The following is a 13,745-nucleotide window of genomic DNA, read 5'->3' as shown; positions in this document are numbered from 1 at the left end:
GTTCGCGCGGAAGGCGATAGCGATGCGGCGCGCTATTGGCGTTGGTCGCAAACCGGCGATCTCGGCGCGCTGACGGCGCTGCACGAGGATGCAATCCGCGATAAGACCAGCCACGAATGGATGTACACCGAGGGGCATTGGTGGTCCGACCGTGTCGAGCAGCCGAGCGACTGGCTGCAGCGCGAGCGGCTGGGCGGCATCGCGCTCAAGCGCAACCAGAGCTGGCCCGGCAACACCGTGTCGTGGCGCTTCGCCGAGCCGGGCGCGGCGGAGCAGGTCGCGATCCTGCTGCCCGGCGCAACCCTCACCCATTTCCGGGTGATCGGCTGGAACATGGGCGGCCGCGCCCAGGCGGCGATGATGACCGCGTGGAACGTTACGGCCGGGCAGTGGCGGATGACGGTCCAGAGCGGAGCGCCGGCTGCGGCCGTCGAGCTGGAACGGAGCGCGACGGTGCCGATCACCTTCGCGCCCGGGGAGAATGTGGTTGATTTCACCCTTGTCCGGGCCGGCGAGCCGGTCGAGGCGCGCGCCGATCTCGGCATCGGCCACGATGATGTGACCGTGCGCGGCAACCGGCTGGAAGTGGCGGTGCACAGCCTTGGCGCCCGGCTAACCGGCGGCGGTGAGCTGCGCGTGCTTGGCGCAGATGGAGCGGTGCTCGCCCGGCTGACGCTCGCACCACTGGATGCGCCGCTCGATCTGCGTCCGCGGATCACGCGCGTCGGCATGACGCTGCCGCGCGGTGCCGCGACGGTCGCGGTGGCGCTGCCCCGCGACGCGCCGGAGGTGACGCGGCTCAACAACAGCGTCGCGCTGCCGCCCAGATGATCGCTACCCGTCGCGCGGTGCTGGCCGGGCTGGCGGCCGCGGCGGCGTCGGTGCGCGGCGCTGGCGGCTCGGCGCGCCCGGCGCTCGACGAGGCGGCGGCGCTGCCGCCCGCGGTGGGGCTGGCGCGGCTGGCGGGCGTTCAGGGCGGCACGGCAGGCGAGCGGCTCGATCTGGCCGCCGCCCGCAGCGGCCTCGCGATCGACGCGGCGCTGGCGCAGCGTTTCCCAGCGCGCGCCGCACAGCGCGCGGCATTGGTCGCTCTGCGTGATCGCGGCACGCCCGGCGCGCGCGGGCTGCCCGACGGCGGAACCTATCTGCTGCTCGAGCTCAGGCGCCAGCTCGGCGACGACGTCGCCCTCGACTTGGCTGAACGCAGGCTGGCAACGGAGCGGCGGCGTATCGAGGCGGCGGCGCGGCGGCTGTTCGGCACGCCGGGCACGACGGCCGGGACGACCGGCGATCGCTACCGCGCCTTGTGGCGCGACGAACGATTCCTCTACCCCGATGACGATGCCGGCCGCGCCGCGGCGGTCGCCGACATGAACGCGACGCTCGCAACGCTGCGCCCACGGGTCGACGCCGCCTGCGGCTTTGCGCCGCCCCCCTGCATCGTCCGCGCCCTGACCGCGGCGGAGATAGCGCAGGGCAAGGGCGGCTTTCGTCAGCTGCCGACAGGCGGCGAGCCCGGCTTCTACGCCGTCGACCTGAAGGAGGTGCGCCGCCGCCCGCGCTGGACGCTGCCGTCGGTCGTCGCGCACGAGCTGCTGCCGGGGCATCTGCTGCAGCTGCCGGTCGAAGCGCTCACCCCGCCGCACCCGCTGCGCGTCACCTATGCGACCGCCTTTGTCGAAGGCTGGGGCATTTATGCCGAGACGCTGGCGGCGCGTTGGGATCTGTTCGATGCTCCCGCGCTGCTCGGCCACCTTCACTGGCTGCTGTTCCGGCTGTGCCGGGCGGAGGCCGATCTCGGCATCCATCGCCACGGGTGGACGCTCGACCGCGCGCGCGCGCAGCTGGTCGCGGTGGTGGGTGAGCCCGCCTATTTCGCGCCCTTCGACACCGACCTGGCGCGCATTGCGGTCGAGCCGGGGGTGCGGGCCGCGGAGGCGCTGGCGTGGCTCGGCATCGCCGATCGCGCGCGCGGTCGCGGCGGCCGCTATCACCGCGCCGTTCTCGCCGGCGGGCGCAGGCGTCTGGAGCAGTTGCCGTGACGATCACGCGCCGCGACGCGCTCGTGCTGGGCGGCGATGCGCTGGCGCTGACCGGCACTGCGGGATTCGCCGCCGCCGCACCGCCGCCCGCCGCCGCCCGGGGGATCGAAGGCCAGCGCAGGCCCGACCTCGGCGATGGCCGTTTTCTCAACCCACTGCTCGCGGGCGACCATCCCGATCCCGCCATCCTGAAGGACGGCGCCGACTATTACATGACCTTCTCGAGCTTCGATTCCTATCCCGGACTCGTCATCTGGCACAGCCGCGACCTGGTCAACTGGCGGCCGATCGGGCCCGCCCTCCACCGCAACCTGGGCAGCGTCTGGGCGGTCAGCCTCGCCAAGCATGACAGCCGCTTCTTCCTCTACATTCCGGTCAAGAGCAGCCCCAACTCGATCTTCGTCATCCATGCCGAGCGCATCGAGGGCCCTTGGTCGGCGCCGATCGACCTGCATCTGCCCGCGCACATCGACCCGTGCCACGCGGTCGGCGAGGACGGCTCGCGCTGGCTGTTCCTGTCGGGCGGCGATCGGGTGCGGCTGGCGGCGGACGGGCTGAGCTGCATCGGCGAGCCGGAGCATGTCTATGATCCGTGGCGTTATCCGCCCGGCTGGGTGGTGGAGGGCTTTTCGCCAGAGGGGCCGAAGATCGCCCGCCACGCCGGCTGGTTCTACCTCGTCACCGCAGTCGGCGGCACGGCGGGGCCGCCGACCGGGCATATGGTGATCGCCGCCCGGTCGCGCTCGATCCACGGGCCGTGGGATCAATGTCCGCACAACCCGCTGGTGCACACGCGCGACCGCAGCGAACGCTGGTGGTCGCGCGGCCACGCCTCGCTGATCGAGGGACCGGCGGGGGACTGGTGGGCGGTCTATCACGGCTATGAGAATGGGTATCTGACGCTGGGGCGGCAGGCGCTGCTCGATCCGATCTCATGGACCGCCGATGGCTGGTTCAGGATGACAGGCGGCGACCTGTCGCAGCCGCTGCCGAAACCGCGCGGCGGAATGCCCGGGCCGCATGGGTCGGCGCTGTCCGACCGGTTCGACGCGCCGCTGGCGCTCGGGACGCGGTGGAGCTTCTTCCGCCCGCGTCCCGATGAGGCTGCGCGGGCGCACGGTGGCGACGGCAGACTAGTCCTGCAGGCGGCCGGGACGTCGCCCGCCACCTCGTCACCACTGCTCGCCGTCGCGGGCGATCAGGCCTATCGCATCACCTGCGACATCGAACTCGCGGACGGCGCCACCGCCGGGCTGCTGCTGTTCTACGACGACAGGCTGTATTGCGGGCTCGGATTCGACCAGCATCGTTTTGTCACGCATCAATATGGCGCGGAGCGGGGACGGCCCGCCAACCCGCACGGCAGCCGCATGGTGATGCGGCTGACCAATGACCGCCACATCGTAACATTCGACACGTCCGGTGACGGCGGGCACAGCTGGATGCGGTTCGATCGCGGGATGGAGGTGTCCGGCTATCACCACAATGTCCGGGGCGGGTTCCTGATGCTGCGCCCGGCGCTCTATGCGGCGGGCGCGGGCACCGCGACGTTTCGCGATTTCCGCTATGAGGCGCTGTCCTGATTTCGGCCGATCACGCCTATTGACACCGGTGGACATCGTTGGGCTATGATACGGCGACACGCCCGCAGCGATGGGCGGTTTCGGGAGGGATTGCTGATGATCAAGGCTCATGCGCTGCGCGAAACATCGTGGCGGGCGCTCGCGGCGACGGGTGCGGCGCTCGCGATGACACCGGTTCCCGCCATGGCTCAGGTTGTGCCCGGCGCGGCCCCCACCGCCGCCCCCAGCCCTGCCGCACCCGCATCCGCCGCTGCGGCGCCCGCCGCCGCCGCGAACGGACAGCAGGGTAGCGACAGCACATCTAGCGCGCCCGCCACGTCGAGCGCACCGCCGCCGGTGGGCGATCAGGTGACGGGCACCGGCGCCGACAGCGGGCCCGGCGGCAACGACGTGGTCGTCACCGGCTTCCGCGCCAGCCTGCGCAACTCGATCGACGCCAAGCGCACTTCCAACGTCCAGATCGATGCGATCAACGCGCAGGACATCGCCGACTTCCCCGACGCCAATCTCGCCGAATCGCTGCAGCGGCTGCCGGGCGTATCGATCGACCGCGACAATGGCGAGGGCCGCTCGATCACGGTGCGCGGCTTGTCGGGCGACTTCAACCGTACCCGGCTGAACGGGCTGGAGGCACTGTCGACCGCGGGGTCGAACGACTCGGGCACGACACCGAATCGCAGCCGGGCGTTCGACTATAATACCTTTGCCTCCGAGCTGTTCTCCAGCCTCAAGGTGCAGAAATCCTCCTCGGCGGAGACCGACGAAGGATCGCTGGGCGCCACGATTGACCTGACGACGGGCCGCCCGTTCGACTTTGGCCGCCGAACGCTCGCGATCTCGATCGAAGACAATTACAACGAGAACGGCTCGCACCATCAGCCGCGCATCGCCGGCCTGATCAGCGCCAAGACTGCGGACGGCCGGTTCGGCCTGCTCTTCTCCGGGGCCTATTCGCGCACCCGCAACGAGATCGACAGCTATGGCCGTCAGGCGGGTCAGGCCGATTACCTGTACCGCTCCTCCGATTTCACGGGCAACGAGAACCCGCAGCGCGCGGGCTTCTCGGCGCCCACCGGCACCAATTTTGGCACTGCCATCACCAATCCGCAGGCGATCGCGTTCCAGACCGGGTCAGACCCGGCCGCCTATGCCAAGCTGTACCCCGGCGCCCCGTACAACACCCCCGGGCGCTTCGACGATTCGATCGTCCGCATCCCGACGCTGGCGACCCTCCAGCAGCAGAACGTCAAGAACGAGCGCCTGGGTCTGACCGGTTCGTTTCAATGGCAGGTCGGACCGCGGACGCTGATCAACGTCGACGGCGTCTATTCGCGCTTCCACAACGAAAGCACCTTTTACCAGATCCAGACGGTCGGGCTGAACCGCAACAACACCAACGCGACCTACAACACCGCGGTCGGGCGACAGACGCCGAACACGGCGCGCGGGCTGTATCCCGGCATCTGCACGCCGGCCGCCGTCAGCGATCTGGCGCCGACGCAGGATTGTGGCAACACGCTGTACGGAACGACGCCCGCGTTCGCGACTGCTCTCAACGCTGCGGGCGTGCTGTCGCCGTCGGTGCTGGGCACCGCGGCGGTGGTGCCGGGCGCAACCAGCCCGGCCAACGCCAACATCTTCTCGGTCAATCCGTTCAACCTCGACCCGTATGATTATTACAACAACCCCAACTCGGTCGGGTACATCCCCAGCACCAACGCGCTGGCGTTTCGCGGCGAGCTGATCGGGCGGCCGTCGGTCGATGTGCTGGATGCCGACGTCCAGAACGGCGTCGCCGACTATCTGCAGCTGCGCAACGTCGACTTCCGCTCGGCGGCTGACGCCAGCTACTACACGACTGAGTTCCGGCAGGGGTCGATCAACCTCCAGCACGAGTTCACCGACAATTTCCGGGTGGACGCGATCTACGGCGAGTCGCGCTCGACCAACAACACGACGGGCCTGCTGGTCGAATACAACCGGATGGATAGCCCAGCGACCTTCACCTATGACGAGCGCGGCGGCGGCGCGATGCCGCGGATCGACTTCGGCTTCGATGCGGCCGATCCCAGTCAGTGGCAGGTCGTCAAGGGCTTCTCCGCGATCCGTCATTACGAGCGCGTCGTCCGCAACACCTATCGCACCGCGAAGGCCGATTTCGACTGGCGGATCAGCCCCGAATACAGCCTGGCGTTCGGCGGCAGCTATCGGCGCTTCGGCTTCTTCACCGACCTGCTCGAACGCAACACCGACACGCTCAATCCGACGCTGCTCGAAGCGGGCAGCACGACCGCAGCGACCGGCCAGGTGATCCAGTTCGGCCAAGGTCTCAACACCCCTGCGGGCACCGCGACCAGCTTCTATGCGCCGCGGATCGAGGCGTTCGAGCAGCTGTTCGATTTCGAGTGCAACTGCGTCAATAAATATGGCGACTGGACGCTGACCAACAAACGGTCGGGCGCGCCCAATCGGTATTCGGTCACCGAGAACGACAAGAGCGCCTATCTCCAGCTCGACTTCGACGTCGAGCTGTTCGGGCGGCGGCTGCGCGGCAATTCGGGGCTGCGCGTCGCCTTCACCAGCGTGCTGGCGCAGGGCAACACGCAGAACGGCCGGCCGATCACCGGCACCAACAACTACACCGACTATCTGCCCAGCCTGAACCTCAACTACGAGGTCACGCACAACTTCATCGTGCGCGTGGCGGCGGCGAGCGTCATGGCGCGGCCGCTGCTTGGCAACCTGTCGCCGGTGACGAGCGGCCTGTCCGTGCCGACCGACGGCAGCAACTCAGGCGCGCGGCTGACCGTCGGCAACCCGCGACTGTCGCCGTTCCGCTCGACCAACGAGGACGTCAGCCTGGAATATTATTTCGGGCGCGGTGGACTGTTGTCGCTGGCGGCGTTCAACAAGAGCATCCGCTCGTTTCCGCAGACCATCGTGCTGACGGTGCCGCTGACCCAGATCCTGGAGCCGGACGCAATCGCCGCGATCCGCGGCGGCACCACCAACACCAACAGCCTCGCCTATATCGATGCCGACTATCCGTTCGACGTTCGCCAGTATCAGGACGCGCCGGGCGGCTATCTGCGCGGCGTGGAGGTCAGCTATCAGCAGGACTTCACCTTCCTGCCGGGGCCGCTGCGCAATTTCGGCGCGATCCTGAATTACACCTATATCAAGAGCGAGCTGAACTACATCCTCGACCCCGGTACGATCCGGTCGGCGACGGTGGCGGCGGTGGCGCCGACGACGGCAAAGGCGCCGTTCTTGGGCGTGTCGCCGCAATCGTTCAACGCAACGCTCTATTACGAGACCAGCGGCTTTCGTGCCCGCATCGTCGGCGCCTATCGCAAAGGCTATTCGACGACCTTCCCGATCGCGGCGGGTTCCTGTTCGCCCGGCATCGTGACGCCCGTGCCGGCCTCGCCCGCGACGATCGGCGCCACCGCCAACCAGCCGGGCGGGTATTGCTCGGCGCCGCTGGTCAACGACTTCATCTTCTCGCGCTCAACGTTCAATCTCGACGCATCGGCCTCGTACAAGTTCACCAGCTGGTTCAGCGTTGAGGCCGAAGCGCAGAACCTGACCAATCAGACCAGCCAGCGTTACGCCTATCAGGCGCAGCCGGTGGCGACGCAGTACGCCGCCGCCGGACGGATCTATCGTGTCGGCGCGCGGCTGCGCTTCTAGGGCGGCGGCGGCGCTGCTGCTCACCGCGGCGGCGCCCTCCTTCGCCGATCCGCTCGCCTTTCCCGGCGCGGAGGGCGCCGGTGCGCATGCGGCCGGCGGCCGCGGCGGACAGGTGATAATCGTCACCAGCCTTGCCGACGCCGGGCCGGGCAGCCTGCGTGCGGCGGTGGAGACGCGCGGCCCCCGCACGATCGTCTTCGCGGTGTCGGGGACGATCCGCCTGACCCGCCCGCTGCGTATCCGCGAGGGCCGCGTCACCATCGCCGGACAATCCGCGCCCGGCGATGGCATCACGCTGCGCGATCAACCGCTGGAGGTCGCGGCCGACGACGTCGTGATCCGCTACATCCGCTCGCGGCTGGGCGATGAATCTCGAGTGGAGACCGACGCGATCTGGGTGCTCGCCGGGCGCCGCATCATCCTGGACCATGTGTCCGCCAGCTGGTCTGTCGACGAGACCTTGTCGGCGTCGGCCAACTACACGCGACCCAACGAGGGCTTCTACGACCTGACGGTGCAGTGGTCGATCATCGCCGACTCGCTGACGCACTCGCTGCACGCCAAGGGAGAGCACGGCTATGGCAGCCTGATCCGCGGCGGCCGCGGAGCGCGGATCAGTTTCCATCACGATCTGTGGGCCAATCACGAAGCGCGGATGCCGCGACCGGGGAACTACAGCGCGGCGGCCGTCGATCCGGAGGGCGCGTTCTTCGACTTCCGCTCCAACGTCTTCTACAATTGGGGCGGCAGTCACAGCGGCTACAATGCCGACACCGCCAGCCTCGCGCGCTACAATTTCGTCGATAACAGCTATGTTGCCGGGCCGCAGTCGCACGGCACCGTCGCCTTTCAGGAATCGAACACGCTCGCGCATGCCTGGTTCGAAGGCAACAGCATGAACGGCGCGATCCCCGCCGATCCCTGGTCGCTCGTCACCGGTGACGACGCTCCGGGCTATCGGCTGACCGCCCCGGTGCCGATGCCGCCGGTCGCCGCCGATCCTGCTGCGAGCGCCTTCACGCGCGTGCTGGCGAGTGCCGGGGCGTCGCGAGTGCGCGATGCGGTCGACCTGCGGGTGATCGCGGGCGTGCGCGACCGCACGGGGCATCAGATCGACACCCAGAGCGAGGACGGCGGCTGGCCCGTGCTTGCCACGCTGCCGGCCCCGCTGGATAGCGACCACGACGGCATGCCCGATGCGTGGGAGACCGCCCACGGCCTCGACCCGCACCATGACGACAGCGCCGCCGACCGCGACGGCGACGGCTACACCAACGTGGAGGAATATCTGAACGGACTGGCGGCACCCACCCGCTGACCCCATCTGCACGGCATGGCTGGCATGCGCGACACGATCCGGGACGAGGTGCATCGGCTGGTCGGCGCGGGACAGATGAAGCTCGATCGGGCGGCCGACGATCCCGGGCTGTTCGGGCCTGGCTCGGTCGCCTGGGCGGTGCACGGCGACTTCTCCGCGATGATGATCGGCGGCGTCGCGGCGCTGATGACTCAGATGCTCCATCCGGGCGCGCTCGCCGGGGTGTGGGACCATAGCGACTGGGAGAAGAACCCGGCCGGACGGTTGCGGCGCACCGCGCAGTTCGTCGCGGGCACCAGCTATGGCGGCACCGCGCAGGCCGAGGCGCTGATCGCGCGGGTGCGGGCGATCCACGATCGGGTGGCGGGCACGTTGCCCGACGGAACGCCATACGATGCTAATGATCCGGCGCTGCTCACCTGGGTCCATGTCGCCGAGGCCGACAGCTTTCTGCGCGGTTACCTCGCCTATCGCGATCCCGACCTCCCCGGCGCGAAGCAGGACCGGTATTTCGCCGAGATGGCCCCGCTGGCGCGGCGATTGGGCGCGACGGAGGTGCCGGACAGCCGCCGCGCGGTCGCAGCGTATTTCCGCGCGGTTCGCCCGCAGCTCCGCTTCGACGAAAGAACGCGCGCGGTGGCGGCGGCGCTGCTGGACCAGCCCACCACCAGCGCCGCGACCGCGCCGATCCAGCACATGCTGCTGGGCGCGGGCGTCGAGCTGATGCATCCCTGGGCGGCGAGACTCCACGGCCGCGATACGCCGGCGCTGCGCCGGCCGGGGATCAGACTAGGCGCAGGTGCGACTGCGGGCGTGCTGCGCTGGGCGCTGGCGCCGCGCCAATAGCGCCGGTCGCGGCAGGGGTTGCGCAGACGCTCGTGACCGGGTGAGATAGCGGCATGGGAAGGAGTGCGATGCGCGCAGCGTTGGCGATGGCGACGGCGATAGCGCTGCTGGCCGCCGCCGCACCGGCTGGACCCGGCGCCGCCGATGCGGCAGCGATCCGCGCCTGGCTGACGCGCGTATATGGCAGTTATCACGAATGTGTGATGCGTCCGGCGGCGCGGAACCCAATAGGGCAATGCGCCGAACCGATCGCATGGCTGAGCGTGTTTACCCCCGACACGCAGCGGCTGATCAGGCGCGACTCACCCGAAGGCGAAGCGACCGCGGCGAACGGCGCCGACCCGATCTGCAGTTGTCAGGACTATGGCACATTCCAGGTCACGGCGATCCGGCTGGCAGGGTTGGCGGGCGGTCGGGTGCAGGCGCGGGTTTCGTGGAACGAGACCTTTCGATCCGCGCCGGCGGCTCGTCACGACCGGACCCTCATCCTGCAAAAGACCGCCGCAGGTTGGCGGGTCCATGACGTGCAGGAAGGCTCGGGCACCTATCGGCAGGCCATCATCGATGAGCTGCGAGCGGCACACCGCCCCTAGTCTGCGATCCTAGGCGAGCGCCTTTTTCAGCCGCGCATGCGCCGCCGCCTTGATCTGACAGACACGGGCAGCGCCGACGCCGATTACTTCGCCGATCTCCTCGAGGTTGAGCTCCTCGACATAATAGAGCTGCACCACCAGCGCCTCGCGCTCGGGCAGGCCGCCGATCGCGGCGATCAAGCGGTCGCGCAACTCGCCTTCGGCCAACTGGTCGAACGCGCCCGGCGCGTCGTCGGCGAACCACGGTAGGTCGTCGGCATAGACCTCGTCGATCGAGTCGAAGCGGATCGCGTCGGCGGCGAGATAGTCGGTGCGCAGCTTGTCGATGCTGACACCCAGATGTGCGGCGATCATGGCTTCCTCCGGGGGGCGGCCCGTTTGCTGGGTCAGGGAGGCGACCGCCTCCTTGTAGTGGCGGTGACGGCGCATCGCGCCGCGGGTGGTGGTGGCCTGGCGGCGCAGTTCGTCGATCATGCTGCCGCGCAGCCGCGTGACAAGATAGGCGCGGAACTGCGCGCCCTGGTCCGCGGCCTGCGCCGACGCCTCGACCAACGCAACAAGCCCGACCTGGATCAGGTCCTCGACATCGATCAGCGTGCTCATCGATCCGTGGACATGCCAGGCGAGCTTGCGCACCAAGGGCAGGTAACGCCGGACCAGCGCATCGGCGTCGATGCGGCCGGCGGGCGTATAGGTGAGCGGCTGCGCATCCTCGAACGCTGCGGAGAGCGGCTGCGCGGTCATGCGGGCAGCGCCTGCGGCGCGCCGATGACCGCGACCACCTCGACCGCCTTTTCCTCGGGCACCTCGAAGAAGGACAGGACCGGGGTGTCGGGGAGGCAGGTGCGGACCAGCTTCCTGATCGCGACGCGGATCGCGGGCTGCACGACCAGCGCGAAGGGCTTGGCTTCCGCGATCAGCGGCGCGGCGGCGCGTTGCAGCGCGTCGACGATGCGGCGGCCCAGGTCGGGCTCGATGACGTGACGACGGCCGGTGTCGGCGCGCATCGCCTGGCCGAGCAGCCCTTCGAGCTGCCCTTCCAGCGTCATCACGCGCAGCGGCTCGCGCACCCCGCATAGCTTTTGGATGATGAGCGCGCCGAGCTGCGGGCGGACCAGTTCAAGGAGGTCGTCGGCGTCCTGCGTCCGCTGTGCCGCGATCGCGATCGCGCCGGCGATGCGGCGGAACTCCTTGAGAGAAATGCCTTCCGCCAACAGCCCCTTGAGCACCTGCGTCAGCGTTGTCAGCGCCAGCGGCTGCGGCGTCAGGCTGGCGACGAGCTGGCCCGCGCGCTCCTTCAACCCGTCGAGCAGCGCCTGCACCTCGTCGGGGCCGAGCAGATCGGCGGCAGACGCGCCGAGCAGATGGTTGAGGTGGGTCGCGATCACCGTACCGGGATCGACGACCAGGAAGCCCATGCCGGTGGCGGCGTCGGCGTCGCCCTTCGCGATCCAGGTCGCGTCGAGGCCGAAGGTCGGGTCCTTCGCCTTTTTACCGTCGAGCGAGCCGACCGCCTGACCCGTATCGAGCGCCAGCATGTCGTCGGGCGAGACCTGATCCTCGCCGACGACGACGCCGTTGACCAGGATGCGGTAGGCGTAGGGCCCGAGATTGATGTCGTCGCGCACGCGGGCCTGCGGCACGACGAAGCCCAATTCCTTGGACAGCTGCCGCCGGACGCCGGTGATGCGGCCCATCAGCGGGCCGCCGCGGCGCTCGTCGACCAGCGGCACGAGGCCGTAACCGATGTCGATGTTGACCTGCTGCGTGTCGGTCACCTCGTCCCAGCCGATCCGGCTCGGGTCGACGGGCTCGGCGGCGGGTGCATCGAGGATGACTGGACGGCGCTCGATCTGCTTGAGCTTCCACGCCGCAAAGCCGGCAATGGCGGCGGCGGAAAGGATGACGACGTGCGGCATCCCCGGCAGCACGCCGAGCAGGGTCAGGATGCCTGCGACCGGCAGCCAGGTGCGCGAAGCGCCGAACTGGGTGCCGATTTGCCCCGCCAGATCCTTGTCGGACGCGACGCGGGTGACGATCGCAGCGGCGGCGATAGAGAGCATGAGACTGGGCAGCTGCGCGACCAACGCATCGCCGATCGCGAGCAGGATGTAATTGTGCGCAGCGCCGCCGACGGTCATGCCGTGGCTGACGGGTCCGAGGATCAGCCCGCCGACGACGTTCGCCGCCAGGATCAGCAGCGCCGCGACCGCATCACCCTTCACGAACTTGGAAGAACCGTCCATCGCGCCGTAGAAATCGGCCTCGGTCGCCACCTCGACGCGGCGCGCCTTGGCCTCGGCCGGGGTAATGAGGCCGGCGTTGAGATCGGCGTCGATCGCCATCTGCTTGCCGGGCAAAGCGTCGAGCGTGAAGCGCGCCGACACTTCGGAGACGCGGCCCGCGCCCTTGGTGACGACGATCAGGTTGATGATCATCAGGATCGCGAACACGAACAACCCGACGACATAGTCACCGCCGATCAGAAATGTCCCGAACGCCTCGATGACGTGCCCGGCCGCACCTTCGCCTTCGTGCCCGTGCACCAGCACCACCCGCGTGGACGCGACGTTGAGGCCGAGGCGGAACAGCGTCGCGAACAGCAGCACGGTGGGAAAGGCGGAGAAGTCGAGCGGCTTGCGCGCGTTCAGCGCGACCATCAGGACGGCGAGGCTGATCGCGATGTTGGCGACGAAGAAGATGTCGAGCAGCTGCTTGGGGATGGGAACGACCATCACCAGCACGAGCAGCAGGATGGCGAGCGGCAACGCCGCCGCGCGCGCGTTGGGCAGGATACGGCCCATCTAGCGGCCGCCCATCTGCGCGAGCATCAGATAGGCGAGCCGCGCGGTGTCGGGCGTCGGGCGGAACAATGATGCCGTGCCGGTCGTCGTACCGCCGCCGCCCGTCGCGTTCTGCGCCCAGGCGATCGCGTCGGTGACGCTTTCGTTGGCGCCGGTGATCACGGTGCCGCCGTCGACCTCCAGCGCCTGCGCCGCGTAGGTGGCGAGCGGCTGGATCGTTGCGGCGGGCCCGGATGCGGCGGCGGCGCCCGCGCCGAGCCGATCGGTGAACCGCTGATAGATCGCCTGCAACGAGCGAGGCTGACCATCGGTGGAATAGAAGACGTTGCGGTTGGCGCCGGCGGCATCGGGGAACATCGCCGCGCCGCTGGCGCGCGGGTCGCTGCCCATCGCGCGCAGAAAGCGGGTGGCGCCCCCCAGACCCAGGAAATGCGCCATGTAGAGGTCGGTGCCAGTCGCGGTACGGCCGAGCGCGCCTTCAAGCGAAGCCTTGTTGTCGCTGGCATGTTCGGCCGCCATCAGGCTGGCGACCTCCGGATCGTTGCGTAAGCCCAGGATCGCCTGGCGCGCACCGGCATCGCCGACGCTCAGGCGGCCGTTAGGCAGCCGGTCGATGCTGTTCGCTGCCCAGCCGAGCCCGTGCTCGGCGCCGTGGCGCTTGACCACCGCCAGCCAGCTCTGCTCGACGAACTGGTAAAGGCCGCTGGCGGACGAGGTGCCCGCGCGGGCTGAGGCGTTGAGGCCGCTCTCCAGCTTCGCCTGGCCGAGCAGATAGGCGAAATCGACGCCCGTCCGGTTCGCGGCGGCTGCGATGGCGGACTGGACACGGGATGCGGCGATCGGGCTGACGGTCGTCATGCCCCCGC

The 13,745-nt window shown here is 69.2% G+C and carries 8 protein-coding genes and 2 pseudogenes; 7 read left to right on the top strand and 3 right to left on the bottom strand.

Annotation, left to right across the window (positions count from 1 at the left end):
- From ACP2AD_RS06245 to ACP2AD_RS06215, 7 genes and pseudogenes are all read left to right on the top strand, one after another.
- Positions 1–831, top strand: a pseudogene (locus ACP2AD_RS06245) (LamG-like jellyroll fold domain-containing protein); the annotation flags it as partial.
- A pseudogene (locus ACP2AD_RS06240) lies at positions 825–2,042 on the top strand (DUF885 family protein); the annotation flags it as partial. The pseudogenes ACP2AD_RS06245 and ACP2AD_RS06240, both read left to right, overlap by 7 nt.
- Positions 2,039–3,625: a family 43 glycosylhydrolase gene (locus ACP2AD_RS06235; protein WP_425229212.1), complete on the top strand. Its 1,587-nt coding sequence runs from the start codon at positions 2,039–2,041 to the stop codon at positions 3,623–3,625. The pseudogene ACP2AD_RS06240 and the gene ACP2AD_RS06235, both read left to right, overlap by 4 nt.
- Before the next feature lie 96 nt (positions 3,626–3,721).
- The gene (locus ACP2AD_RS06230; RefSeq protein WP_425229211.1) at positions 3,722–7,318 is read left to right on the top strand and encodes a TonB-dependent receptor domain-containing protein; all 3,597 of its coding nucleotides are present in this window, start codon (positions 3,722–3,724) and stop codon (positions 7,316–7,318) included.
- Positions 7,293–8,636 (top strand): pectate lyase family protein, encoded by a 1,344-nt coding sequence (locus ACP2AD_RS06225; protein ID WP_425229210.1) that lies wholly within the window; start codon positions 7,293–7,295, stop codon positions 8,634–8,636. Before ACP2AD_RS06230 ends, ACP2AD_RS06225 begins: the two co-directional genes overlap by 26 nt.
- A gap of 24 nt (positions 8,637–8,660) precedes the next feature.
- Positions 8,661–9,482 carry an oxygenase MpaB family protein gene (locus tag ACP2AD_RS06220; protein ID WP_425229209.1) on the top strand — a complete coding sequence of 274 codons (822 nt, stop codon included), beginning with the start codon at positions 8,661–8,663 and terminating at the stop codon, positions 9,480–9,482.
- Between the two features lie 68 nt (positions 9,483–9,550).
- Complete coding sequence (locus ACP2AD_RS06215) at positions 9,551–10,075, top strand: hypothetical protein (protein ID WP_425229208.1); 525 nt, start codon at positions 9,551–9,553, stop codon at positions 10,073–10,075.
- A 9-nt stretch (positions 10,076–10,084) separates the two neighbouring features.
- Here ACP2AD_RS06215 and ACP2AD_RS06210 read toward each other — a convergent pair whose 3' ends face one another.
- From ACP2AD_RS06210 to ACP2AD_RS06200, 3 genes are read right to left on the bottom strand one after another with little or no spacing between them, the layout of a single operon-like run.
- Positions 10,085–10,819, bottom strand: a complete 735-nt coding sequence (locus ACP2AD_RS06210) for a FliA/WhiG family RNA polymerase sigma factor (RefSeq protein ID WP_425229207.1) — start codon at positions 10,817–10,819, stop codon at positions 10,085–10,087.
- On the bottom strand, positions 10,816–12,879 hold the full coding sequence (gene flhA, locus ACP2AD_RS06205) for a flagellar biosynthesis protein FlhA (RefSeq protein ID WP_425229206.1): 2,064 nt from the start codon (positions 12,877–12,879) through the stop codon (positions 10,816–10,818). Before flhA ends, ACP2AD_RS06210 begins: the two co-directional genes overlap by 4 nt.
- On the bottom strand, positions 12,880–13,737 hold the full coding sequence (locus ACP2AD_RS06200; RefSeq protein WP_425229205.1) for a lytic transglycosylase domain-containing protein: 858 nt from the start codon (positions 13,735–13,737) through the stop codon (positions 12,880–12,882).
- Between the last annotated feature and the right edge of the window lie 8 nt (positions 13,738–13,745).

Source organism: Sphingomonas sp., from assembly GCF_965248875.1.
Taxonomy (GTDB): Bacteria; Pseudomonadota; Alphaproteobacteria; order Sphingomonadales; family Sphingomonadaceae; genus Sphingomonas.
Note: the sequence above shows the minus strand (reverse complement) of the source record. Positions and strands in the feature narration are given on the sequence as shown.

What these genes read in the sequence shown, in the direction of transcription:
- ACP2AD_RS06230 (WP_425229211.1), top strand. Translation starts at nt 3,722, where the DNA reads ATGATCAAGGCTCATGCGCTGCGCGAAACATCGTGGCGGGCGCTCGCG.
- ACP2AD_RS06220 (WP_425229209.1), top strand. Translation starts at nt 8,661, where the DNA reads ATGCGCGACACGATCCGGGACGAGGTGCATCGGCTGGTCGGCGCGGGA.
- ACP2AD_RS06215 (WP_425229208.1), top strand. Translation starts at nt 9,551, where the DNA reads ATGCGCGCAGCGTTGGCGATGGCGACGGCGATAGCGCTGCTGGCCGCC.
- ACP2AD_RS06210 (WP_425229207.1), bottom strand. Translation starts at nt 10,819, where the DNA reads ATGACCGCGCAGCCGCTCTCCGCAGCGTTCGAGGATGCGCAGCCGCTC.
- flhA (WP_425229206.1), bottom strand. Translation starts at nt 12,879, where the DNA reads ATGGGCCGTATCCTGCCCAACGCGCGCGCGGCGGCGTTGCCGCTCGCC.
- ACP2AD_RS06200 (WP_425229205.1), bottom strand. Translation starts at nt 13,737, where the DNA reads ATGACGACCGTCAGCCCGATCGCCGCATCCCGTGTCCAGTCCGCCATC.